Below are 26,231 nucleotides of genomic sequence, written 5' to 3'. Positions count from 1 at the left end.
AGTAGCACATGGCAAATAAATTATATGCAATGGAACAGCTGACGGAAGAGGTGGCAAAAGATGTGGCTGCCAGTCCGCAGGAATGGATGCGGTTCCTAAATACTGCCTCCAGATTGTACAAATACACTTTTCCAGAACAGCTTTTAATTTATGCACAGCGACCGGAAGCAACTGCCGTAGCATCCATGGAAATATGGAATCAGAAGATGTACCGCTGGATCAAAAAGGGATCCAAGGGGATTGCCTTGATTGACAACACTTCCGGACCGAAAACAAAACTTCGGTATGTATTTGATGTGCAGGACACTTATAAGGTGCGGAATCTGGGAAAAGATCCACAGTTATGGAATCTTCCGGTGGAAGGAGAACAGCTGGTGGCAGATTATCTGCAGGAGCAACTATCACTGGAAGATACACAAGGAGGACTTGCTGAAAGTCTGCATCAGGCAGCGAAGGAGAGTATGCAAGAATGGATTCCAGATGCATTGGAAGAACTGAGACTGGATGTAACAGGGACATTTCTGGAAGAACTGGACGAACAGAATCAGGAAGTCGAATTTCGGGAACTGATGACCAATAGTGTCTGGTATGTATTACTAAAGCGGTGTGGACTGGATGTACAGGAATATTTGGATGCAGAGGATTTTCGGCATATTACGGACTTCAATCAGCTGAAAGTATTAGGACATCTGGGAAGTGCAGTCAATGAGATCAGCAGACCAGTTCTGATGCAGATTGGACGATATGTTCTGAATGATCTGGAAAATGACCTGAAAACGGTTGCAAAAGAAAAAGAAGTAGCTTATAATGAATTTAACACGTTAATTCGTGAAAGTAATACAGATAACACAGAAGATAGAGAAGAAAAAAAGGAGGAAACAGACTATGAGAGAGATCAGTTACAGCCAGAACGGAGAGTATCAGATTCCAGATATCAGCCTGGAAGAGACGAGAGGAACCATCGGCAAGTACGGAATGATGCGGAAAGAGTATCTGAGAAACCACAAGGTAGCCAGGTTCAACATTCTGACACTGCAGAACCGTCTGGACAGTCATCTGATGGAGATCGACAGCCAGGCAAGACAGAGAGTAGACAACCTGATGAACGAACTTCTGGAGAAAGATCCGGCACCGGACAAAATGGCAGACGGGATGGCATGGACCAGACACATGAACCAGATCAAGACACAGGCAGAGGAGCTGGTGATTCAGGAGATTATTTACAGTTAAGTCTGTTCCCGACAGAAGAGGAACAGTTAGGAGAAATAAGGAAAGCGGCAGCTGCATTGGAACAGCCAGCCGCTTTTCTTATTTCCGATGAAGTGGTAAATGATATTCTCCGCACGGGAAGCGGACAGAAAAATACACTGTTTCATATTACAGCAAGACTGATTGAAGGTCTGGATAATGAAGAAATGCGGAGTTTTCTGAAAGATGAATATGGAACTGGTGGCAAAGGATTTACCATAGATGGTCAGAAAATCAGTATCTGGTATGACAATGATGGTATCCGTATCCGGCGAGGGGACTCTGCCAGAAGAAACTTTGACCGCATGGTTACGTGGGAAGAAGCAGCGAACAGAATTCGGGATATGTATGAGGATGGAAATTACGTGGATAATTTGATTTCCAATAATGCCATTGAACAGGAGCAGGAAGAAATGACCAATCTTCTTGCACTTCATTTTCGGGATACTTGCAGAAACTGGGAAAAGAAACAATCATATTCAGACTGGCAGGATGTAGTGAGTGGAGCATGGACAGATCAAGAGGAAGCAGATGCGATTGTCTATCGTTTTGAATGGCTGCAGAAATATATGGATGAGAATCCGGGAGATTATCACCGCTGGGAGATTCAGCATAATCCGGAATATTTCCAACGCTTTCAGGATCTTCAGAGAGAGCGTTCCTGGGTAGACCAGAAATTTACGGTCGAACGTCCGGCACTATCCTTTATCACACAGGATGAAATTGACGCAGTGTTAAGAAGAGGCGGCATTACTGCAGGAGGACGTAACCGAATCTATGAGTATTTCATGGAACATCATGATATGAAAGATGCAGCTGAGTTCCTGAAAAATGAGTATGGAACAGGTGGTTCCTCACCCGGAATACCAGGAGCAGATGCTTCCGACGCATCCCATGATGCAAAAGGATTAAAACTTGCAAAAGGGAAAATTGGCAGTCCAGAGGTAGAAGTTTTATTAAAGTGGAACAAGGTTGCAGAACGTGTTCGCCAGTTAATCCGCACAGATGATTATTTGTCACCGGAAGAAATGGAAAAGTACGAAGAACGACAGGAAGCACAAAGACTGGCAGATTTGGAAGAAGCACAGCAGATGTTAGGAGAACAGCTGGAGCAGGATACTTTGACAGCGGAAGATATAACTGATTTGCGATTAGTTGATTCAGAATATATGTCTGGTACCAGAACAAAAATCCACGATTTTGATTGCAAAGTTAAGGGAGAAGCGAATCGACTTCAATACACATTAGAATATCATGATGATGGAGAAGGTTTCACGATTCATACGGAAAAAGATGATATTTGGAATCGAATGTCAACACAAGAATTGGAACGTCTGGATGTAAAACTCGGACAAGAAGTACTTTATTGTCATTATCACAACAAAACTGTAAATGCGGATACTTTAGATGAATTACGGGAAATCAGGGAAGAAATTATGGAGGAAGAGTCCTCGTATTTTACTGCTATTTCTCAACGTGTGTGGACAGATTATGATAAAAAAGAAAAAGAATTATCTGGAGAAGTTGAGGTATCGGAAGAAAAAGAATCTTTGGAAGAGATTAACGGAATATCAGAAACGATTCCAGCAACGAACTTCCGCATCACAGATGATGAGCTTGGACAGGGTACAGCAAAAGAAAAGTTCCGTGCCAATATCATGGCTATCCAGTTGTTAAAGAAATGTGAGGATGAGAATCGCAATGCAACACCGGAAGAACAGGAAATCTTATCCAGGTACGTTGGCTGGGGAGGTCTTGCAGATGCATTTGATGAGACAAAAGCTGCATGGGAGACAGAATATTTGGAATTAAAGACGGTTCTTACACCAGAGGAATATGCTGCAGCCAGAGCTTCCACCTTAAATGCTCATTATACACAGCCGATTGTGATTGAAAGTATGTATCAGGTGTTGGAGAATCTGGGATTTACAAAAGGAAATATTCTGGAGCCGTCTATGGGAGTTGGTAACTTCTTTGGAATGCTTCCGGAGAATCTAAACCAGTCCAAACTCTATGGTGTGGAACTGGACAGCATCAGTGGTAGAATTGCAAAGTTGCTCTATCCAGATGCCAATATTCAGATTAAAGGTTTTGAGAAGACAGATTATCCTAATGATTTTTTTGATGTGGCGATTGGAAATGTGCCATTTGGTGCATACAAGGTCAATGACCGTCAGTATGATCGCTACAATTTCATGATTCATGATTACTTTCTTGCCAAGACTATAGATCAGTTACGTCCAGGCGGCGTGGCTGCGCTGATCACAACAAAGGGAACCATGGATAAAGCATCACCGGAAGTTCGGAAATATCTGGCAGAGCGTGCAGACCTGCTGGGCGCAATCCGACTGCCGAACACAGCTTTTAAGGCAAATGCAGGAACAGAAGTCAGTGCTGATATCCTGTTTTTCCAGAAGAGGGAAAGCCTTACGAAAGAAATGCCGGAATGGATAAATCTGGATAGTGATGTCAATGGCATTACAGTCAATCAGTATTTTGTTCAGCATCCGGAAATGATTCTGGGTGAGATGAAAGAAGTGTCCGGTCCGTATGGTATGGAAACAACCTGTGCTCCAATGGAAGGAGCTGATCTGGAATTACAGTTACAAGAAGCTGTAAAACACATCAGGGGAAGCATGGTAGCGGCAGTAGATATAGAGGCAGAACTGGATGAGATGCCAGAGAGTATTCCGGCAGATCCGAATGTCCGAAATTACAGCTATACGGTGGTAGATGATCAGGTATATTACCGTGTCAATTCTTTGATGAATCAGGTGAAAATGCCTGCAGCCACTGCAGAACGTGTAAAAGGCATGGTTGCAATCCGTGATACCGTTCGTGAACTGATCGCCATGCAGATGGAAGAATTTGTCACAGACGAAGAAATCCAGAAACAGCAGAAAAAACTGAATCAGGTGTATGATACCTACACAGCAAAGTATGGAGTTATTGGAAGTAATGCTAACAAACGTGCATTTTCTGATGACTCTTCTTATTGTCTGCTGTGTTCCCTGGAAGACTTGAATGAAGATGGAACATTGAAGCGGAAAGCGGACATGTTCACCAAACGAACCATTAAAAAGGCGGTCGCTGTGACAAGTGTGGAGACAGCCACAGAAGCACTTGCTCTGTCCCTAAATGAAAAGGCTAAAGTAGATCTTCCATATATGGCACAGTTGACCGGAAAGACCGAAGAGAAAATCACAGAAGAGCTGGTTGGAGTTATCTTCAAAAATCCACTGACAGACCAGTGGGAAAGCGGAGATGAATATCTGTCTGGAAACGTCAGAGATAAATTAAATACAGCGAGAACTTTTGCAGAGAATCATCCGGAATTCACACCGAATGTGCGTGCATTGGAGGCAGTTCAGCCAAGAGATCTGGAAGCGTCGGAGATTGAAGTGCGTATTGGAGCCACCTGGATTGAACCTTCGGATTATCAGGATTTTATGGTGGAACTGCTTCATACGCCGAGGTATCTTGCACAGAAGGAAATACAGATAAAATTCTCTGAGGTAAATGGTGAGTGGAGGATTACAGGAAAAAACGCCGACAGTCCAAGAAATGCGTTTGCCTATGCAACGTATGGAACGGAGAGAGCAAATGCCTACCGGATTCTGGAAGATACCTTGAATCTAAAAGATGTTAGAATCTATGATAAAGTCGTAAATGACAATGGGGATGAAGTGCGAGTTTTGAATAAAAAAGAAACTATGTTGGCATCACAAAAGCAGGATGCCTTGAAGGCTGCATTCCAAGATTGGATTTTTAAGGATCAGCAGAGGAGAGAAAGGCTGGTAAGCGTGTACAATGAGCGTTTCAATAGTATCCGACCCCGTGAATATGATGGTAGTCACTTGAGTTTTCCAGGAATGAATCCGGAAATAGAGCTTCGTCCGCATCAGAAAAATGCAGTCGCACATCAGTTATACGGTGATAATGTGCTTCTGGCACATGTAGTAGGAGCTGGGAAGACTTACGAAATGGTAGCGGCGGCAATGGAGAGCAAACGTCTGGGATTATCACAAAAGAATCTCTTTGTTGTGCCAAACCATTTGACAGAGCAGTGGGGAGCGGAGTTCCTGCAGTTATATCCAGGAGCAAATATTTTGGTAGCAACCAAGAAAGACTTTGAACCGGCAAACCGAAAGAAGTTTTGTGCTAGAATCGCTATGGGAAATTACGATGCTGTTATTATTGGCCATTCCCAGTTTGAGCGTATTCCAATCTCTGATGAGAAACAGGAAGCCATGCTTCAGAGGCAGATTGATGATCTGGAAATGGCAATCCAGAGTGCAAGGTATGAACAGGATGGTGGACGTTATACCGTCAAACAGATTGAAAAGACAAGAAAAACATTGCAGACAAGGCTGGAGAAACTGAATCAGAAAGAGAAAAAAGATCAGGTAGTTACGTTTGAAGAACTGGGAGTGGATCATTTATATGTAGATGAAGCACACAGTTATAAAAACGCATTTCTTTATACAAAAATGAGAAATGTAGCCGGAATTGCACAGAACGAAGCACAGAAATCCGCAGATATGTTCAATAAATGTCAGTATCTGGATGAGATTACCGGAGGAAAAGGCATTACCTTTGCTACAGGAACACCGATTAGCAATAGTATGACGGAATTATATGTTATGCAGAGGTATCTGCAGAACAGTAAATTGCAAAATATGGGACTTGGATTGTTTGATTCCTGGGCCTCCACCTTTGGCGAGGTAGTCACCAGCATTGAGCTTGCACCGGAAGGAACAGGCTACCGTGCAAAGTCAAGATTTGCAAGATTTTATAATATTCCGGAACTGATGAATATGTTTAAGGAGATTGCAGATATCAAGACTTCCGATCAGTTAGAGCTTCCTGTGCCGGAAGCGGAATATGAAACAGTGGTGCTGAAACCAACGGAACAGCAGAAAGAAATCGTAGAAAATCTGGGAGAACGTGCAGAAGTTGTCAGAAACGGAGGGGTAGATGCCTCGGTTGATAATATGCTGAAAATCACCAATGATGGAAGAAAATTGGCATTGGATCAGCGTTTGGTGAACGAATTATTGCCAGATAATCCAGAAAGCAAAATATCAGTCTGTGCAGAGAAAAGTTATGAGATCTGGAAAGGCACGGCAGCACAGAAATCTGCACAATTGATTTTCTGTGACTTGAGTACCCCGAAAGGCGATGGCAGCTTCAATGTTTATGATGACTTGAAGCAGAAATTGATGGAAAAAGGTGTACCGGAAAAAGAGATTGCTTTTATTCATGATGCAAATACAGAAGCAAAGAAGACGGAGCTGTTTGGAAAAGTGAAATCCGGGCAGGTTCGTTTTTTGATTGGCTCAACAGCAAAGATGGGTGCCGGGACCAATGTGCAGGATCGTCTGATTGCGTTGCATCATCTGGATATTGGTTGGAAACCATCTGACTTGGAACAGAGAGCAGGGCGTATTATCCGCCAGGGAAATCATCATAAAAAGGTTCATATCTTCCGATATGTAACAGAATCCACATTTGACAGCTACATGTGGCAGTTGATTGAGAACAAGCAGAAATTCATTTCTCAGATTATGACCAGTAAAGCACCTGTGCGAAGCTGTGAAGATGTGGACGAAGCGGCACTTTCCTATGCAGAGGTCAAAGCTCTTGCAACCGGAAATCCAGCAGTAAAAGAGAAGATGGCATTGGATGTTGATGTGGCAAAATTAAAGCTTTTAAAAGCCAACCACATGAATAACCAGTACCGCCTGGAAGATGATATTGTAAGGAATCTTCCACAACAGATTGCAAAACTGACGGAAATCATTGACAGCTACAAGGCAGACATCGCTCATTATTCTGAGCATAAAAGCACAGATCCAGAGCAGTTTACTATGGAGATTGGTGGCAAAGTGTTCACAGAAAAGAAAGAGGCAGGAGCAGCACTTCTGGCGGTATGTAAAGATATTAAAACTGTAGATGCTGCGATGGATATCGGAAACTATCAGGGATTCAATATGAGGATTCAGTTTGATGGATGGAGTAAAGAATTTATACTATCTGTCAAACATGAGGCTGTCTCGAAAGTTCATCTTGGAGCAGATGCACTTGGAAATATTACCCGTATCAACAATCTGTTGGACAGTTATCCGGAGAAGCTTTCAGAAGCACAACAAAGACTGGAAACAGTATATGAACAGCTTGCAAATGCAAAAGAAGAGGTTGGAAAGCCATTTCCAAAAGAAGAGGAGTTGAACCAGAAACTGGAGCGACTGTCAGAGTTAAATGCATTGCTCAATATGGATGAACGGGAAGATGCAGAAGCAGAGGTATCTGAATCAGATGAGAAAGAAGAAAGACCGGCACGTGGTTCTATCCATGAAAAACTGCAGATTTATAAAGAAAAGAGTCAGCGGGAAAGTGAAACTGGCAAGGATAACAGAAAACGGGACTTTGGTCTGGAATAAGAAAACAAGGAAGATGGCATAATCTGACAGAAAGTATGTTCTGTGGGTTATGCCATTTTTCAGAATACAGGAGGAACTTATATGGCAAGAAACAGGATAATAGGTAGAGAAACGCAGAAAATGCAGGAATATACGCAGGAACAGATCAATCAGGCAGAGAGTAGAGGTATAGAAATATCAACAGATGTAAAAGAACAGCTTTTTGAATATGCGAATCTGATCGGCGAGAAAGAGAAAGTTAGGGCTTTGGTAAGAAATCTGGCAGATGCAGTGAGCCAGGCAGATTCAGAAGGTGTAGAGGATTTGCTGGATGACGCAAGAATGGATATTCAGGAACTGCCAGATCCAACCATAGGTAAGCTGGAATTACGTGACTATGGATATATGGAAGAAGATATGGTGCCACTTAGAAAAGAAGCAGCTTTGGATTATCACAGAATGGGTTCTAAGATTTATTGTCTTGGCAGTGCTGGCAGTAAAGGTGAATATGCGAGTAAAGAAATGATACAGGCACATGACGGTTTGTTTGGAATGGAATCGCAGATGTGGGAACGGATAAAAGATAACAACCTAGATTATGCAGAAGAAAATTTAGGAGCATTTCAGGAGCCTATGAGTGTCATTGAGCAGGAAGAAGCACTGAAATTATACGATGCAGGAGCAGATATCTATCTGATCACTAATTTTTCATCACCTATGTATGTCACAGAACGCATGGAAATTGAACGAGGACCGGAGCATTATCAGATGTCTATGACAGAACTGGAGCGTTTCCGTAACCTGGAATGGGAAATGCAGAAATATCCACAGATTCAATCTTTGAAAGAAGCAAATCTGTTGTTAGGAACAAGAAGGACATTTGGAATTTATCAGATTCGGGATGATTTACCGGGAGAAAACTATGCATTTATGAATATGAGTTTTATTGAAAGTCATGGTATGCAGATAAAAAAAGAAGATTATAAGCTGGTCTATGTTGGTGAATTATCAGGAAATATGTCACTGGATGATATTTTTGAAAAGTTCAACATTGACAGACCGGAAGACTTCCGTGGGCATTCCCTGTCTGTCAGTGATATCATAGTTCTGAATGACGGGAAAAAGGTAACTGCTCATTTTGTAGACAGTATCAGTTTTGAACAGCTGGATTCTTTCCTGAATCTGGAAGAACAGGTTCTTAGTGAACTGGCATATGAGGTAGGAGAACGATATTTTGCTATTCAGAGAACAGAAGAAGGATATGATTATTCCTTTTACGATGAAGATTTCCGCTTGATGGATGGTGGCATTTATGAGAATGATGAAATTTCTATTGAAGAAGCGGCGGAGGAACTTTTGGAAGACGAAGGCTGGACGGGAGAACGTATCCGTGGGGATTATGATCAGTTGATGGAAAAAGTAGAAGAAATGGATGAAGCTGTAATGGCAGAGATTCAGAAAAGCCAGGGCGAATATAAGCCATTGGCAAAGGTGGAGGAACTGGAAGAGGCCAATTATAACATGATTGATAATGTACTCAATAATATGCCGCCTAAGAAAGAAGCTTATCTTGAATATTATGCTGCAGAATGTGATGAAATTCATGATATGGGAGCTTATGAGAAAAGCACAGATGTGAAAGAAATCGCAGCAATCTATGAGAAGTACAGAGAAGATCCGGAAAACGCTTATAAAGGCAGTGGAATGGGGATTATTTATCGTGATCCGGAGGATAGCTTGTTTGATGAAACAGAACTGTTGATTGTAATGGGAACAACGATACACGGCGACTTCTTGGATAATGTGCGGTTTTTAAAAGATCAGCCGGTGGTGCGTGAAGGTTTGGAGAAGATTCATAAAGCATTGCCTGATTATAAATATATCCCGATTCAGGATGTGCGTGAGGCAATGTATCCGAAAAAAATGACAACAGAAGAACTGGCAGCAGCATTGGATGAGATTGCGGAAGACTTCGATCCGTATGACTATCGGGACCATGTAGAGCCAGGGCAGGATACCATACAGGAAGTCATGCTGGATCTGCAAAGTGGAAATGTTGGTTCTTATATTTCCTTTCTGAAGGATGTGATTGAAGAAGACTGTGAGCAGTCCGTGTGGGCAGGTGTTTTGCTGGAACGGCTGAAATCCTACGAACCAGATATATCCAAAGAAACAGAGCCGATGGTGTATGTGAATTACTGTGAAAAGCGAGAGCTGATGGAACCACGCTGTCAGAAGCTCTCAGATCTGGATTCCCGTACTGCACAGAAGGATAAGGAATGGTACGCAGACCGTAATCCGAGGACGGATGAGCCGATGGTAACAGCCCAGATGTTTTTTACTATATATTATGCGGAAAAAGGCGATAAAATGCTGCAACATTTCAAAGGGAAAATAGATATTGGAACAGGAAATGGCGGTATTTTAAGTCAGCTGAAACTCCAAAATGAACTGAAACTTACGGATGAAAGCTGGATTGGTTATCTGAAAAACAAGGGAAATGAAGAGTTTCAGAAGTGTATGGAAGATCTGACCGATATGCAGAACCATGTGCTGCCATATTTGCAGAGCTTTTGCAGTCTGGAAGAAAAAAGTGTGCAGGAAAAGCAGGAACGGCAGGTTGCAGAAAAGCAGGACAGCAGAGTAGAAGCGTCAAGAGCAGCGAATGTGACAAAAGGGGATAATGACAAAGCTGTGAAAAAGGTAGTTTCGAGTATGCAAACAGAAAAGAATAAAGCAACTACGAAGGCAAAGAAGCCATCTATTCATGAACGACTGGAAATCAATAAGAGAAAAATCCAAGAAAAGCAGGGAAAAGATGAGCTGGAGAGAGGAGCTGATCGGGATGTAAGAACGGTATAAATTTATAGAAAGGCACTTGGCTCCGTTTTGGACATAGCAAAAGTGCTGACAGTGACGAACGAAGATGTGCTGCCTGCTTATTTGCAGAGAGTATCTGATTTTGAAGACTGCCTGCTTGCAACTTGTACGAAGGCGAATCAGTGTGATGCGAGTGTGACAAGGAATAAAAAGGATTTTCTTTCCTTTTGGATTACACTGCTTTCTCCGGAAGAACTGCTGAATATTTATTCGTAAAAATATGTTTTTACAATCGGCAGCAGAAGGAAAGTTGAATGATAACTCCGATCCAGCATACTGCAAAATATAAAAATTTTATAACAAAGTGGAAAACCCTGCGTAGGATCAGAAATGTTCTCACAGGGTTTCATGTATCTAATAAAATATAGAAATTTAGCGGATTTCTGCTAGAATAAGAAAAACTGTTAAAAAAATATCGTACATAGATCAAAAAGACTATATATGGGCGACCTTTTAAAGCCGATTTATATAAAATAGAAGAAAAAAAGGTGGTCGATACCGTGGATATAAAAACAGCGGTCATATATCGTTTAAACGATCTGATTAATCAGAAAGATATCACAGTGAATGAGGCGGCGGTATGTTCTGGCGTTCCTCCTTCAACATTAAAGAATATTTTGTATGGTCAGAGTAAGAATGCTGGCGTAGTTACAATAAAAAAGATATGCGATGGATTGGATGTCACAATACAGGAATTTTTTGCTGATCCCATCTTTGCAGATTTGGAACCCGAACTATAGGAAGAGTAAATGCTCATAGGATTCAGATTCTGCAGGATGGATTTTTTATGAAAAAGGGTTAGGGGAAACTAACTTAGGAGGACATAGATGTATAAAATAGCAATTTGCGATGATGATAAAAATTACAGGGAGAAAATAGAGAAGGTTATAGAAACGGAAGGGATTCTTCCTAAGAGCGAGATACGGTTTTATGAATACGAGTCAGGAAAGGAACTACTGAAAAATGCTGATATTTTGCATGATTTGGTCTTTATGGATATGCGTATGCCCGGATTGGATGGGAATAAATCGGTACTGAAGCTGAGGGAATACAATAGGGCAGCGATATTGGTGTTCTGCTCCGGATACTTTGAACCGACTTCAGACAGCATCAATATTGGGCAGCCGTTCCGGTATATTATGAAAGACTTGCATGACAGAAGTCTAAAAAGGGAAATCCCTGCAATTTTATCAAAAGTAAAATTGCACTGTGGAGATTCTTCCGTGACGGTTACATCAGCGGGAAGAGTAATTCGTATCTATACGGAAGACATTTTATATATCTGTCTGGCGAAAAGGGGTTGCTCTATATACGTTGCTAGGCAGGGGGAGATAGATGAGATGCATTGTAAGGAATCTTTAGGCGATTTATATGAACGTCTGGCCGGAAGGGGATTTGAGTATGCACATAACAGTTATATTGTAAATCTGGCGAAAGTGGAAGGATTGGAAAAGAATGTGGCGCTGCTACAGATGGGAATCCAATTGAATGTTTCAAGGTCGAGAAAAGGTCAGTTTGCTGACGCTCTGATCATGTTTCTTGGGGAAAGGAACGGCATGGTATGATAGTAAGAGATTTTTTGATCTGCCTTCTTCAAATGTATCTGTTGGAAGATCTGGAAAAGAACATGCTTCCATACAGAAGAGAAAACTTTTGGGGAAAATTTCTCATATATTTTGTCGTAGCGCTGATAATGCTCGGAATCAACCACTTGGAATCCTCAATATTTAATATGGTAATGATTCCGGTAACGTATATGATTGTGTCAATGGTTGTGTTCCGGGGAAATATATGGAAGAAGCTGGTTATAGTATGCTGCTATTATGTGCTGGCAATTATTCCTGAATTTCTCTTTGCAACGCTTACGAATGCGTATGGCGTGACTGGTGCATCTGAGGGTTTTGGGACGGAAATAGAAAAAACATTAGCGCTACTACTGATGAGTACCATGACATTTCTGTTTATTAAATGCATTAATCAGGTAACGAGAAAAAGGAATTATCTGACGATTGAGAATAAAACTTTTACTGTGCTGCTCATGCTGCCAACCGCTACGATCATTATATTAGGATGTGTGTTTTATTCAAATATTTCTTTTGAAGGAATGAACAGGGTTATGGTTCCGGTAGGAGCTTCGCTGCTGCTATTGACGAATATCTTCATTTTCTCAGTGTTTGACCGGTTTGTAGAGAAATCAGAAGAAGTGAAGAAGATGGACCGGCTTTACCAGAAAAGCAGGGCGGAGATTGCTAATTTACAGTATATGAATAAGGTCAATGAGGATAACAGGGCATTCTTACACGATATAAATAAATTTATTTGTACAGTAGCCGGTTTGATGGAAGAAGGAGAAAATCAAGAGGTTAAGGAGATTATGGAACATTTAGGTGTCCGGATTCAGAGCCTTCAAAAAGGTGTGTATTGCGAACACCCGATCTTGAACAGCATCCTGTGCGAAAGGAAATTCCTTGCGGAATCTAAGAATATTTCCTATAAGATTACCCTGGGTAATGATCTCAGGCTGGACTTTCTGGAAGAACTGGATATGATCTCAATCGTAGGTAATCTTTTGGATAACGCACTGGAAGCGGCAGAAAAGACAAAAGATGGCCGATATGTGGAATGCAGGATGTATATGGGAAATGAGGAACATTTCCTTGTTATGGAATTTTGCAACGGGTATGTTGTTCCACTGTTAAAGGACAAGGACCGGTACATAAGCACCAAAAGAGATGCAGACAGTCACGGGATCGGACTGCATACGGTTGGAAAACTGGTTAAAAAGTATGCTGGAATTATGAGAGTGGAGGTCGGAGAACAGGAGTTCTCTGTTAAGCTGATCTTTACAATAAAATAAAGATGTGCAAAAATCGCCCAAAAAGTTACCGTTTTTGCCACGGTAATTGAAAAAAGGGCGATTTTTGTGTAAACTATCGGAAAAAAATGGAGGCATGTAACTATGAAAAAAACAATCAGAAAAAGCTTGGGTATCAAAGTACTTGGAGTTGTAAACTGTCTTGCACTCTGCCTGACGGCATATACGGCAAATCTGGCGTGCAACTGGCTGTACTATCAGGAAGAAGAGCCGGAAGAAGTTAAGAAAATGAGGAAATTCTAGTGTGGAAAAAAACTACCGGCTGGCTTTTTGAAGTGCAAAACAGGAACGGGATTCTTGAAGAGAAAGACCGCAGGCTGTATGAATATGCTTACGGCGTACTGCTGGGCAGGGTGGCGATATACCTTATCATTGTCATACTTGGCATTGTAACGGGGAATTGGCTGGAGATGCTAGTCTTTTTATTGCCCTTTACTGTTCTAAGGCAGTATGCCGGAGGGATTCATTTAGAAAAAGCAGGGAGCTGCATGGTTGTTTCTAGTATCCTTGTCCTTCTGTGCGGTCAGTATCTGGCGTGTGGTTCGGCTGTGATGTGGCAAATACGGATCATATGGCTTGCTGCAGTTGGAGTCATATTTGTTATGGCACCGGTGGATGCCAGCAGTAAGAAACTGGATGAGAAAGAAAAGAAAGTTTATGGTATGCGCGCGAGGGCAATTTTAATTATTGAATGCGCGATAGCAGGTGTTTTTTCTGTAACCGGATATTTCCTGGTCGTAAACGGGATTATGGTAGCACATATTGTTTTGGCGTCCGGTTTAATATTGGGATGGATCAAAAATTTTTTTTGACAAAGAGTTAGAGCTAACTAATCTTGGATAGGAATAAGAAATGCTTGGGAAAAGCATATCACAAAATGATAATAAACAGAATAAAAAAGAACATGATGCAAGAGGAACATAAAAGTGAATTTGAAGTTGATAAAAAATACAGAAAATATTAACAAAGAGAAAATAACTTTGTTTTGTCTGCCGTTTGCGGGGGGCGGCGCTTCTGCTTATAACCAGTGGGCGAAAAAGATGCAGGGAAAAGTAACGGTATGTCTGGTTCAGCTTCCGGGAAGGGAAGAACGGATCATGGAGAAGCCGTATGTAGATATGCCGGTTATGTTAGATGATCTGGAAGAGGCAGTAAGAGAGGTTGTGGATGGACCGTATGCCTTATGGGGGCACAGTATGGGCGGTAAGATTGCCTATGAGCTGGAAAAGAGATTGGAAGCGGTCGGATATACAGCGAGCTGTCTGTTTATTTCCGGTAGCCGGATTCCCAGTATTCCGGAGCCGAAGCCGATCTATCATCTTCCGGATGAAGAGTTTAAGAGGGAACTGGGAAGATTTGAGGGGACGCCAAAAGAGATACTGGAGAATCAGGAATTATTGGATTTCTTTCTGCCTATGCTACGGGCAGATTTTACCATGGATGAAACATATTATGACAAGACGGGAATAGTACTGCATGCGCCTATCGCTGCATTTGGCGGAGAAAAGGATGGCGAAGCGGATGAGAGCGCAATCTGCGAATGGGGAAAGTATACGGATAATGATTTTAGCTACCGGATATTTCCGGGAGGACATTTTTATTTGCGGGATTACGAAGACGAAGTAATAAGTGAAGTTATAAGGCGCCTGCCGGGAATAAAAGATGGAGATTAAACGGTATGGAGCGAAGGAATTTCTGGCGGCAGGCAAACTTTGTATCCGTGAAAATGAGATACATATATGGTGCATCTGCTGGCCGGAAATGACAGATTTCTGGGTGAACCATGAGTATATCCTGAGTGGGCAGGAATCGGAGCAGGTCGGAAGATTCCGCTTTTCGGAAGACAGGATGCGTTATATAGCCGGGAAGGTTGTCGTGCGGCTTCTCTTGAAAAGATATTTAGATGTGGAAACGATTGATTTTTCTGTCAGTGAACGGGGCAAGCCTTATCATAAAAAGATTGCAGGAAAGCAGACCGTAGATTTTAATATTTCGCATTCGGGAGAATTCATACTGGCGGGATTCGCTGTTGGAATGGACATCGGAGTGGATGTGCAGGAAATGGCGGGATGTCCGGATTACTGGGAGATAGCCGGGAATTTTTATACGGAAGAAGAAGCGGAAGATGTAATAAAGGAAGGATCGGCTTTGTTTTTCCAGTACTGGGCGGCCAAAGAAGCGTATGTAAAAGCGCTCGGTATTGGATTAGGAAGAGGAATGGATTTCTTCTCTGTCAGAAACGGGGAAATTATAGAAAAAGGCAGGAATGATCAGGGCTGGTTCCTGTATCCGGTCAGGATCAAAGGATATGCTGCGTATGTGGCGGTGCATAAGAAAGGAGATAAATCAAATGGGTTATAAGAAAGATATGAGCAAATATGAGTATCTGGAAGGTTGGGAGAGATGTAGTTTTGGAGAACAGCTTGATAAGTGGGCGGAAAAATATGGAGAAAGAACTGCGGTCACGGACAGCGAAGAGGAGATCAGTTATATGGAATTAAAGCAAAAAGCAGATTGTCTTGCGGCAGCTTTTCTGCGTAAAGGGATTTTAAAGGGAGACAAAGTGCTTGTACAGCTTCCGAACAGGATTTCTTTTGTGGTCGTGTTTTTTGCACTTTCCAAGATCGGGGCGGTGCCGATCATGATGCTGCCGGCCCACAGGGAGGCGGAACTGGAAGGAATTATTGAACTGGCAAAGCCGGCCGCTTATATTGTGGCGGAGAAATATCTGGGATTTTCATATGTGCCGATGGCAAATGCGATGAAAAAGAAATATTCATATATCCGGCATATATTTGTAGATAGCGAATCCGGGGATATCAGTGGAATGATTGCGGAAACGTGTGGAGAAAATAGAGCATTTCCGGCTGTGGATGGGTATGAAACGGCGGTTCTTTTGCTGTCCGGCGGGACGACAGGGGTTCCGAAACTGATTCCGCGCACCCATACGGATTATATGTATAATGCCCGTATGTCCGCGAAAAGATGCCGCCTGGATAGCAGCGACGTTTATCTGACGTCTCTTCCGGTAGCCCATAATTTTCCGTTATGCTGCCCGGGGCTTTTAGGTACGCTGGATGTGGGAGGAAAAGTTGTGCTTGCGTCTGCGACCAGCCCGGACGATATTCTTGACGCAATTACAGAGGAAGGCGTTACGATTACCGCATTGGTTCCTGCTATGGTTACTGTGTGCATGGAAATGTTGGAATGGGATGAAGATTATGATATATCCAGCCTGCGAATTTTGCAGGTGGGCGGCGCAATGCTGGAAGATTCCCTTGCAGATAAGATCATTGAAGAATGGCCTTGCAAACTGATGCAGGTATTTGGTACGGCGGAGGGGCTGCTGTCCTTTACCAGTCCGGAAGATGAAGATTCCCTGATCGCAAGATGCCAGGGAACTCCGGTGTCTCCTGCGGATGAAGTGAAGATTGTGGATGAAGAGGATAAGACCGTACCGGAAGGAGTCTTTGGGGAATTATTATCCAGAGGCCCGTATACGATTGATGGTTATTATATGGCGGAGGAAGCGAATAAAAAGAGCTTTACGCCGGACGGATTTTATCGGACGGGCGATAAGGCTATGTGGACGAAAGACGGAAGACTGCGTTTGGGTGGGAGGATCAAAGAGCAGATTAACCGCGCCGGAGAAAAGATCATGCCTTCGGAGATTGAAGCTTACCTTTGCAGGCATCTGGAGATCAAAGAGGCAGCCGTTGTCGGCGTTCCGGATGAAACCCTTGGAAATCGGATATGCGCATTCCTTGTAACCGATGATGAAGCCGGGATCGATTTACAGGAAATCCACAGGTTTCTGCGGGAAATAGGCGTTGCGGCGTATAAAATGCCAGATCAGATAGAACGGGTTGAAACATGGCCGCTGACCAGCGTAGGGAAAATAGATAAGAAAGCATTAGAACGGATGGCTCAGGAAAAGTAGAAGGAGACAGTAGCATGGAATATATAGAGATAAAGGAACAGATCAAACAAAAACTGCCGGTAGCCAGAGATTTTGGAGATTCCGAAAATCTGTTGGAGCTTGGGCTTTCATCCCTGACGATCATGCGTCTGGTAAACCAGTGGAGAAAACAGGGGGTTAAGGTTTCTTTCGGTTCATTGATGGAAAATCCCACCTTTGAAGGCTGGTGGGCGTTAATCCAGGGCAGCATGAAGAAAAAAGCAGGCAAAAAACGGGCGCAAGAATCTAAGATAACGCCGGAAAAGGATATGAAACAGCCGTTTCCTTTAACAGACGTACAGTATGCATATTGGGTTGGCAGGGATGAAGAACAGTATCTTGGAGGGATAGACTGTCACGCATATTTGGAGTTTGATGGGGAAAACATAGAACCGGAGCGTCTGGAAAAAGCATGGAATGTACTGCAGTATCATCATCCTATGCTGCGCGCCTGCTTTTTGGATGATGGAACACAGAAAATCCTGGATAAGCCGTATTGTGAAAAAATAAAGGTTCATGATTTTTCCCGGATGTCATCTGAGGAAGCAGAGGCAATGGCAGTATCTGTCAGAGAACGTTTATCCCATCGGAAGTTAAAGATTGAGGAAGGCGAAGTAGCAGGAATAGAGCTTGCGCTTTTTCCTGAAAATAAGGCACGCCTTCATGTGGACATGGCGCTTCTGGTTGCTGATGTACAGAGTCTGCAGATATTATTGAGGGATTTGGCATCTGCTTACCGAGGGGAAAACCTGCCGAAAGAATCAAAAGGGTGGAATTTTGCTTCCTATCTGGAACGGCAGAAACAGGAAGAAGGGGAGGAACGGAAAAACGCAGAAAAATACTGGAAGAATCGTTTAGAGCATTTGCCAAAAGGCCCTGACCTTCCATTGGCAAAACGTCCGCAAGAAGTGGAAAAAACGGTGTTCAACCGCAGGATTGTGAGAATCGAAAAGGAAGAATGGGATCATTTGCAAATGCGGGCAAAAAAATACCAGACAACTCCGGCAATGGTTCTTCTTACTGCATATGCGGTGGTTCTGGAACGATGGAGCAGGAATCATTGTTTCCTTATTAACATTCCGTTTTTTAACCGGAAAACAGAGCAGCAGGGGTTAGAGGAAGTAATAGCAGATTTTACTACTCTGTTATTGCTGGAGATTAACTGCGAAGAAAATCCGACTTTTGCGGAATTGTTGGACAGGATTCAGAAGCAGCTTCATGAGGATATGAAGTATACGGCATATTCCGGCGTGCAAGTACAGAGAGACATTGCGCAGATGTGTGGGGACGCATCGGCAGTGGCTCCGGTTGTTTTTGCCTGCAATCTGGGAACGCCGTTGGTAAATGATACGTTCCGGAAAGAACTGGGGCAGTTTTCCTATATGATTTCCCAGACGCCGCAGGTGTGGAATGATTTTCAGAGTTATGAAGATGAAAATGGCGTACAGCTTACATGGGACAGCGTGGATGAGTTATTCCCGGAGAATATGATCCCGGATATGTTGGAGAGTTTTGAGATTCTTCTGCATGAATTGGGAAAGAAGGACTGGAATCAGAGATTTGATGTGTTTCCGGAAAAAAGAAAAAGAGAAGTTGAAGATACAGCGCATACAGGAGTGCCGGAGCGTTCGGAATGCCTGCATTGGGCTGTTATGAACCATGCGGAAGTTTGCCCGGAAGATATTGCGCTTATTGATGCGGGAAGCGGAAGGTCGGTATCCTATGGGGAATTAAAAACACGGTCAACAGCAGTGGCGGCAGGAATTTCAGAAAAGGATATTAAGGGCGTCCCGATTGCACTTACCCTGCCGCGAGGGATAGAACAGATTGAGGCGGCATTAGGAATTTTGCTTTCCGGAAATTCATACCTTCCGGTCAGCTTGAGCCAGCCTAAAGACCGGAGAGCGTTAATTCATGAGAAAACGGAAGTCCGCTATGTGGTCACGAATCGGGAATTATCCGAAAAACTGGATTGGCCGGAAGATACGGAAATCCTTGTGATGGAAGGTATGGAAGAGGGACAGGAAAATGTGAAACTGCCGGAGGTGTCGCCGAAGGACAGTGCCTATATCATCATGACGTCAGGCTCTACAGGTGTTCCAAAGGGCGTAGAGATTGCACATGAAAGCGCATGGAATACGGTTCAGGATATTAATGAAAAATACCATGTGACAAGTGCGGATCGGGCGTTGGCTGTTTCGGCTATGGATTTTGACTTGTCGGTATATGATGTTTTTGGAATTTTAGGCGCAGGAGGAACATTGGTATTGCTTCCGGAGCAGGAAAGAAGGAATGCAGATTACTGGCTGGAACAGGTGTTGAAATACCAGATTACCGTTTGGAATTCAGTGCCGGTGCTTCTGGAAATGCTTTTGATACGGGCGGAATCCATGAAACAGAAACTGCCGATTAGGGCGGTTATGCTTTCCGGAGACTGGATTGGGATGGACCTCCCGGAGAGGGTTGTGGCATGGACAGAGGATTGCCAGTTTGTCGCTATGGGAGGAGCCACGGAAGCAAGCATCTGGTCTAATTATCAGAATGTTACCCTGCCAATGCCGGAAAACTGGAAATCTATTCCTTATGGAAGGCCACTTAGGTATCAGGCATATCGTGTTGTGGATGAGTATGGAAGGGATTGCCCTTACTGGGCAGAAGGCGAACTCTGGATCGGCGGTTTTGGCGTGGCAAAAGGATATAGGGGAGATTCTGCGCTTACGGAGCAGAAATTTGTCAAAGATCAGTATGGAAGATGGTATCGGACCGGCGATCTCGGAAGAATCTGGAACGATGGGACAATTGAATTTTTGGGAAGAAAAGACCATCAGGTAAAGATTCGCGGACACAGGATTGAATTGGGAGAAATTGAACATACGATTCAGGAGTTTCCGGGTGTGGCTCATGCAGTTGTTGATACAGTCAGTGACGGTCATAACAATAAAACACTGGCTGCTTATATCGGAGCGCCGCTGCAGGAAGATTCTAAAGTTACAACATATTTGTACGGCACAGATATCTTTGGCGCAGGCTGGAAAGAACTGAAGGATGATGTCAGCAATTGGCAGATGCAGCAGGAACGGAAGACGGAATACAAAAATTTCCTTGCCTATGCAGACCAGAGATGTGTACAGCTTATGTTGGAGACACTCATAGAGTTAGGCGTTTTTGTATCAGAGAAGGAAGTTCTTTCGCAGAAGGAAATTTTTGAAAAAGGGAATATTACGGAAATACAGAAAAATACTGTGGCAAGATGGTTGGAAATTTTAAAGAAGGAAGGAATCCTGAAAGAAGAGGACGGCAGACTATCGCGTACCGGGAAGGAAGTGGCTGTACCGGAAAAAGCTGGAGATGCGGAAACGTATTTTAAGAAACTGAAGCCGTATCTGAAGCATATGGTTACCGGGAATGAAGTTCCGCTAGACGTATTCTACCAGAAAGAGCCGGCTTTGGCTCCGAATATGCTGCTTCGGAGGATTCCGGGCTGCGAGGAAACAGTGGAAAGACTGGTGCGGGGATTAAGGCTTCTGGCAGAAGAACGCAGGAAAGAGCCACTCCAGATTATAGAAATTGGTACAAGGGACACTGCAATTACAAGACAGTTTTTGAATGCACTGGAAGATGTAAGCGTGGCTTATACATATGCGGATTCTTCAAAATATTTTCTGCAGGAAGCAGAGAAAGAACTTGCGGGATATGAGAGAGTCGAGTTTGAGATGCTGAATCTGGAAGAAGGCATGGATAAGCAGCAGATGTCCTTGCATAGTTATGACGTTGTGATATCGGTAAATGCTTTACATAGAAATATTGATGCTGCGGATGCGGTAAAGAAAGTAGCGGAATTACTGAAGCCAAACGGAATATTGCTGATGACTGACCTTGTGGTAAGGACATACCTTCAGGAACTTACAGCGGCTTTTTTGGAAAATGGTTTTGCGGATATTCGGGACAAGAGAAAAGAAGCAGGGCTGGTTACCCCGGATTGCCTGCTGTGGAGAGAATGTTTATCAGAGGCAGGATTGGGCGAAGACTGTGCTGTGACAGAGAGATATGGAAGATGTATATGCTGCAGCAGACAGCAGGCGTCTGTCCTGTCCTATCATAATGGAGCACTAAGGGAATATCTGTCAGAAAAACTGCCGGAGTATATGGTTCCACAGAACTATCATTTCATGGAGCAGCTCCCAACATTGTCCAATGGGAAGATTAACAGGAAGCAATTGCGGGAAGATTTTAAAGAAGAAACTGCGGTTATCCGATTTTCAAAGGCAACGACAGAAACAGAAGAAAAGCTTTTAGATATCTGGAAACAATTATTTGGATATGAAAATATCGGAATTGAAGATAATTATTTTAGCCTTGGGGGAGACTCGCTGATTGCCACAAGGTTGATCTCGGAAGTACAGAAAACCTTCGGCTGCAAAATAACGATCAGTACGATTTTTGAAAATCTGACCGTAAAATCTCTGGCAAAAGCTATTGAACAGTCCGAACAGAAAGAAGAAGATACACTGCAGATCAAACCGAATCTGGAGGAAGCATATCATTCGTTCCCATTAACCGATGTGCAGTATGCTTACTGGCTTGGCAGAAGCGGATTGTATGAATTGGGAAATGTTGCAACACACTGTTATTTTGAACTGGATGCAGACGGCCTTGATACTGAGTGCGCAGAGACGGCATGGAATCTGTTGATACAGAGGCATGGGATGATGCGTGTTATTATCCAGCCGGATGGTATGCAGCGCATACTGGAGAATACTCCCCAGTATCATATTGACGTGACGGATATCCGACAATTGGAAGTGACAGAAAAAGAAAAGGCATTGGATGAAAAACGGGCAGAGATGTCTCATCAGGTAATTCAGACAGATGAATGGCCTCTGTTTGATGTGCGAATCACTAAAATAGAGGACCAGAAGCATAGAATCCATATCAGTTTTGACAATATTATCTTTGACGGCTGGAGTATGTTCCATCTCTTAGATGAGTGGGCAGAAGTATATCGAAATGGGAAAGCGGAAATGTCGATTACTTTGTCTTTCCGGGATTACGTGCTGGGACTGGAGCAGATAAAGTCTACCTCTGCTTATGAGAAAGATAAAAAATATTGGGAAGACCGGGTGGAGACTTTTGCGGACGCACCGGATCTGCCGCTTGCAAAGAACGAAAGCCAGATTACAGAGCAGCGTTTCTGTCGCCGGAGCGCAAAACTGTCACAGAAAGAATGGCAGTCTGTAAAAGACGCGGCGGGAAGACTGGAGGTAACGCCTTCTGTTCTTTTGATGAGTGCTTATGCTGAGACTCTCCGCTTGTGGAGCAGTAATAAGGATTTTACACTTAATCTGACGCAGTTTGACCGGAAACAATTGCATCCGGAAGTGAACAATCTGGTTGGAGATTTTACAACACTGACATTGCTGGAGATAAAGAATGCAGGGAATAATTTTGCGGAAAGGACAAAGGCAATTCAGAAGCAGCTTACAGAAGATCTGGAGCATACAGCTTATGGCGCGGTTGAACTGGAGCGCGAATTAAAGAAAAAGACTGGAAATATGCGGGGCGCTATTATGCCGGTAGTGTTTACCAGTGGTCTTGGCGTGGAGCAGTGGCATGAAGGAAAGTGGCTTGGAAAACTGAACTATAACATTTCACAGACGCCGCAGGTGTGGCTGGATCATCAGGTGGTTGAAATGGATGGCTGTTTATGCCTGTTTTGGGATTCCGTGGACGAATTATTTTATCCGGGAATGCTGGATGAGATGTTCCGGGCATATACCGGCCTGCTTCATACGCTAGCAGTTCATCCGGAGATCATGCAGGAAAAAACGGCAAGTCTGGTAACAGCGGAAATTTCAGAAAAACGGCGTCAGGCGAATGAAACGGCGGCTGAATTTGAAGAGAAAACGTTGGATGGATTATTCTTGGAGGCGGCAGACAAATTTCCGGATAAGGAGGCGCTGGTAACGTGCAGCAGGAGAATGACATATCGGGAAATAAAAGAAGAAGCATTATATATTTCCGAGCAGTTACAGAGCATGGGAATAAAAAAAGAAGAGACGGTAGCTGTATTTATGGAAAAAGGATGGCAGCAGGTGGTTGCTGTGTATGGAATCCTGTTTGCCGGAGCCGCATATCTCCCGATAGATGTCCACAATCCAAGAGAACGAGTTGAAAAGATTCTCCGTGACAGCGGGACAAGAATCATTCTTGTGCAGAATCAGGCGGATGATGGGGATGCGGAATGGCTGCGGGAATGGAATTGTCTTTCTGTGTCCGGTCTGAAAAACAGCACTGAAATCAAAATACAGGGAAATAAACCGGAAGATCTTGCATATGTGATCTATACGTCGGGAACAACCGGGATGCCGAAAGGAGTAATGATTACTCACCATAATGCAGTGAATACGATACTGGATATCAATGCACGCTATCAGATTACAGAACAGGATACGGCGTTTGGAATCTCCAATCTTCATTTTGACCTGTCTGTTTATGATGTTTTTGGCATTTTAGGCGCAGGTGGGAAATTGGTTCTTCCGAATCCGGAATATGGAAAAGATCCAGTGCATTGGATTCACTGGTTGAATCATGAGAATATTACCGTATGGAACAGCGTGCCAGCTTTTGTAGAAATGCTGGCAGAATATGAGGAATATCAAAGGCAGGTAACTTCACAATCGCTGCGGTTAGTAATGATGAGTGGTGACTGGGTTCCTGTTTCACTTCCGGGGAGAATCCGTAATCTGTTCCAGAATGTTGAGATTGTTGCTCTTGGAGGAGCAACAGAAGGCAGTATCTGGTCTAATCATTTCGAGATTCCAGAGGTTGTGCCGGAAGATTGGAAGAGTATTCCGTATGGGAAACCGCTTGCAAACCAGAAGTATTATGTTCTGGATCAGAATATGGAAGATTGCCCTGACTGGGTACCGGGAACACTTTATATTGCCGGAGATGGCATTGCACAGGGATATTTAAACGATAAAGAAAAAACAAAGGAAAAATTTGTTGTCTTAGATAGAACTGGAGAACGGCTGTATTGTACCGGAGATATGGGACGGTATTGGAATGATGGTAATATTGAATTTCTTGGGAGATTGGATAATCAGGTGAAAATAGGTGGACATCGTATTGAATTAGGAGAACTTGAAAATGCGTTGAATAGTATTCCCCAAATCAAAGAGTCAATAGTAGAGGTAATAAACAAAAAATACTTAATAGCCTTTATTTGTTTCGATAAAATGAAATATGTCAAAATTGATGAGGATATATTTTGGGAAAATGGAATAAATGAACTAAAAAAAGAAGTTGTAAAGAATGAGGAAGAGATATTTATAAATTCTTATGGAAAATCCTTAGAAAAAATATCCGCAATGATAATATTTCAAACATTTATAGAAATGGGTGTAAAGGAAAACTGCGAATATACATCAAGAGAATTTGCAGAACTTCTCAACGTTAATCTTGAATTCCAAAATCTTGTAAAGAAATGGATAGATATTTTAATAGATGAAGGAATGATGGTTAAGACAAATTTAGGCGTTACAATTTGTCGAAGAGATGAATTCGAGTATGATTTATACAGGGAAATGCAAGAATGCCAAGAAAAGGAAAGGGTATTAAAACTTTATAAGGAATTGAAAGAGAATATACCAGCAACAATTACCATTTTACGCAACAAATATGCTGACGTAGAAATAATAAGCAAGGGGGAATTTAAAGCATTACCAGTAGTTTTGGAAGAAATTAGCCCACTCGATAAAACGATGAAAGATGTGTTGTTTTCATTATATAAAATGAGTTTACAGATTACGGGAACTGACTCTTCTGTTTTGGAAATTGGGAGTAGGATGAGAAGTAATACCAAAAGATATATGGATGTGCTAGGAAATGGTGGAGAATTCTATTACTTGGATGAATCAAGCGAGTATATAGATAAGGCATTAGAGATAGCTGGAGATGTGAACAGACTGAAAAGTATAACTTATGATTTTAAGGAACCTTATCTTTATATTGGAGAACTTCGCCATAAAATGGACATAATAGTAGCAGACAATACACTTCATAGAAGCTATGATATTGAATTGACATTATCCAATTTCAAAGAAATGCTAAAATCTGGTGGCATTCTTTTATTTAAGGAATATACCATTCCTAATAGATTGATTCTAAATTCAGTAGCGTTATTAGAAAAAGGATTCTCAATGATACAAGATCTTCGCAAGGGTACATGTATGCCGCTTTTGTCAGTTGATAAGTGGAAGGAGTTGTTGAAAAATGCTGGATTCGATAACATTATGAGTTTTAGATTAACCGCCGAAAATGCGAAATGTGGAACTGGAGAAACGATATTTATAGCAAGGAATCATGAAGAAGTGAATTTTATAAGTGAAGCAGAGATTATTGAGAGGCTAAAAAATATTGTTCCAGAATATATGATTCCTAAGAGAATATATGAAGTTGTCAAAATTCCGTTGTCTGCCAATGGAAAAGTAAATAGAAATAAATTACTCAATTCTATAAAGCAAACGGATTTTGATGAAAAAGATGAGAAACAAGCAGATATAAATATGACAAATTTTGAAAAAAGTGTTGCTTCAGTGTGGCAAACTATACTTGAAAAAGATATTTTGGATAAGGATTCAAATTTTTTCCAAAACGGAGGAGACTCTTTAAAAGCTATCAGACTTGTAAACGCTTTAAAGGAAGAGTTAGGTATAGAGCCTAAAATTAGTTGGCTTTTTGAAGCACCAACTATTTCAGAATTTGCAGCACGAATTCAGCAGGAGATGGACTCAAACAATTATATGGAGGATGATGGCGAAATATAATAGGAGGGCGTAAAAACTAT

The 26,231-nt window shown here is 42.5% G+C and carries 12 protein-coding genes; all 12 read left to right on the top strand.

The features are described 5' to 3' along the window. The first annotated feature begins 8 nt into the window (after positions 1–8). The 12 genes from PGR14_RS07670 (at position 9) to PGR14_RS07615 (ending at position 26,211) form a co-directional block, all read left to right on the top strand. The gene (locus PGR14_RS07670) at positions 9–7,691 is read left to right on the top strand and encodes a DEAD/DEAH box helicase family protein (protein ID WP_270223205.1); all 7,683 of its coding nucleotides are present in this window, start codon (positions 9–11) and stop codon (positions 7,689–7,691) included. Between the two features lie 81 nt (positions 7,692–7,772). Then, positions 7,773–10,532 (top strand): YodL domain-containing protein, encoded by a 2,760-nt coding sequence (locus tag PGR14_RS07665; protein ID WP_118037241.1) that lies wholly within the window; start codon positions 7,773–7,775, stop codon positions 10,530–10,532. A gap of 27 nt (positions 10,533–10,559) precedes the next feature. Beyond that, positions 10,560–10,766, top strand: coding sequence for a hypothetical protein (locus tag PGR14_RS07660; RefSeq protein ID WP_172733506.1), 207 nt, complete (start codon positions 10,560–10,562; stop codon positions 10,764–10,766). A gap of 284 nt (positions 10,767–11,050) precedes the next feature. Continuing rightward, the gene (locus PGR14_RS07655; protein ID WP_054337273.1) at positions 11,051–11,290 is read left to right on the top strand and encodes a helix-turn-helix domain-containing protein; all 240 of its coding nucleotides are present in this window, start codon (positions 11,051–11,053) and stop codon (positions 11,288–11,290) included. 87 nt (positions 11,291–11,377) lie between these two features. Beyond that, entirely contained in the window at positions 11,378–12,115 is a 738-nt protein-coding gene (locus PGR14_RS07650; protein ID WP_055059676.1) for a LytR/AlgR family response regulator transcription factor, read from the top strand. Further along, positions 12,112–13,407, top strand: coding sequence for a sensor histidine kinase (locus PGR14_RS07645; protein ID WP_117579908.1), 1,296 nt, complete (start codon positions 12,112–12,114; stop codon positions 13,405–13,407). Before PGR14_RS07650 ends, PGR14_RS07645 begins: the two co-directional genes overlap by 4 nt. Before the next feature lie 102 nt (positions 13,408–13,509). Beyond that, on the top strand, positions 13,510–13,668 hold the full coding sequence (locus tag PGR14_RS07640) for a cyclic lactone autoinducer peptide (RefSeq protein WP_015528432.1): 159 nt from the start codon (positions 13,510–13,512) through the stop codon (positions 13,666–13,668). Next, complete coding sequence (locus PGR14_RS07635; protein WP_243015707.1) at positions 13,668–14,237, top strand: accessory gene regulator B family protein; 570 nt, start codon at positions 13,668–13,670, stop codon at positions 14,235–14,237. The genes PGR14_RS07640 and PGR14_RS07635 overlap by 1 nt, the downstream gene beginning before the upstream one ends. A 114-nt stretch (positions 14,238–14,351) precedes the next feature. After that, positions 14,352–15,098: a thioesterase II family protein gene (locus PGR14_RS07630; RefSeq protein WP_270213424.1), complete on the top strand. Its 747-nt coding sequence runs from the start codon at positions 14,352–14,354 to the stop codon at positions 15,096–15,098. After that, on the top strand, positions 15,088–15,786 hold the full coding sequence (locus PGR14_RS07625; protein ID WP_054335603.1) for a 4'-phosphopantetheinyl transferase family protein: 699 nt from the start codon (positions 15,088–15,090) through the stop codon (positions 15,784–15,786). Before PGR14_RS07630 ends, PGR14_RS07625 begins: the two co-directional genes overlap by 11 nt. Then, complete coding sequence (locus PGR14_RS07620) at positions 15,776–17,365, top strand: (2,3-dihydroxybenzoyl)adenylate synthase (protein WP_117484499.1); 1,590 nt, start codon at positions 15,776–15,778, stop codon at positions 17,363–17,365. Before PGR14_RS07625 ends, PGR14_RS07620 begins: the two co-directional genes overlap by 11 nt. 14 nt (positions 17,366–17,379) lie before the next feature. Beyond that, positions 17,380–26,211: a non-ribosomal peptide synthetase gene (locus PGR14_RS07615; protein WP_270213423.1), complete on the top strand. Its 8,832-nt coding sequence runs from the start codon at positions 17,380–17,382 to the stop codon at positions 26,209–26,211. Positions 26,212–26,231 lie beyond the last annotated feature (20 nt).

The organism is Coprococcus sp. AF99-45 (genome assembly GCF_027663865.1).
Taxonomy (GTDB): domain Bacteria; phylum Bacillota; class Clostridia; order Lachnospirales; family Lachnospiraceae; genus Allocoprococcus; species Allocoprococcus comes.
The sequence above is the reverse complement of the archived record's forward strand: the minus strand, read 5'-3'. Positions and strand labels throughout refer to the sequence as shown.

What these genes read in the sequence shown, in the direction of transcription:
- PGR14_RS07650 (WP_055059676.1), top strand. Translation starts at nt 11,378, where the DNA reads ATGTATAAAATAGCAATTTGCGATGATGATAAAAATTACAGGGAGAAA.
- PGR14_RS07615 (WP_270213423.1), top strand. Translation starts at nt 17,380, where the DNA reads ATGGAATATATAGAGATAAAGGAACAGATCAAACAAAAACTGCCGGTA.
- PGR14_RS07620 (WP_117484499.1), top strand. Translation starts at nt 15,776, where the DNA reads ATGGGTTATAAGAAAGATATGAGCAAATATGAGTATCTGGAAGGTTGG.
- PGR14_RS07640 (WP_015528432.1), top strand. Translation starts at nt 13,510, where the DNA reads ATGAAAAAAACAATCAGAAAAAGCTTGGGTATCAAAGTACTTGGAGTT.
- PGR14_RS07665 (WP_118037241.1), top strand. Translation starts at nt 7,773, where the DNA reads ATGGCAAGAAACAGGATAATAGGTAGAGAAACGCAGAAAATGCAGGAA.
- PGR14_RS07645 (WP_117579908.1), top strand. Translation starts at nt 12,112, where the DNA reads ATGATAGTAAGAGATTTTTTGATCTGCCTTCTTCAAATGTATCTGTTG.
- PGR14_RS07625 (WP_054335603.1), top strand. Translation starts at nt 15,088, where the DNA reads ATGGAGATTAAACGGTATGGAGCGAAGGAATTTCTGGCGGCAGGCAAA.
- PGR14_RS07670 (WP_270223205.1), top strand. Translation starts at nt 9, where the DNA reads ATGGCAAATAAATTATATGCAATGGAACAGCTGACGGAAGAGGTGGCA.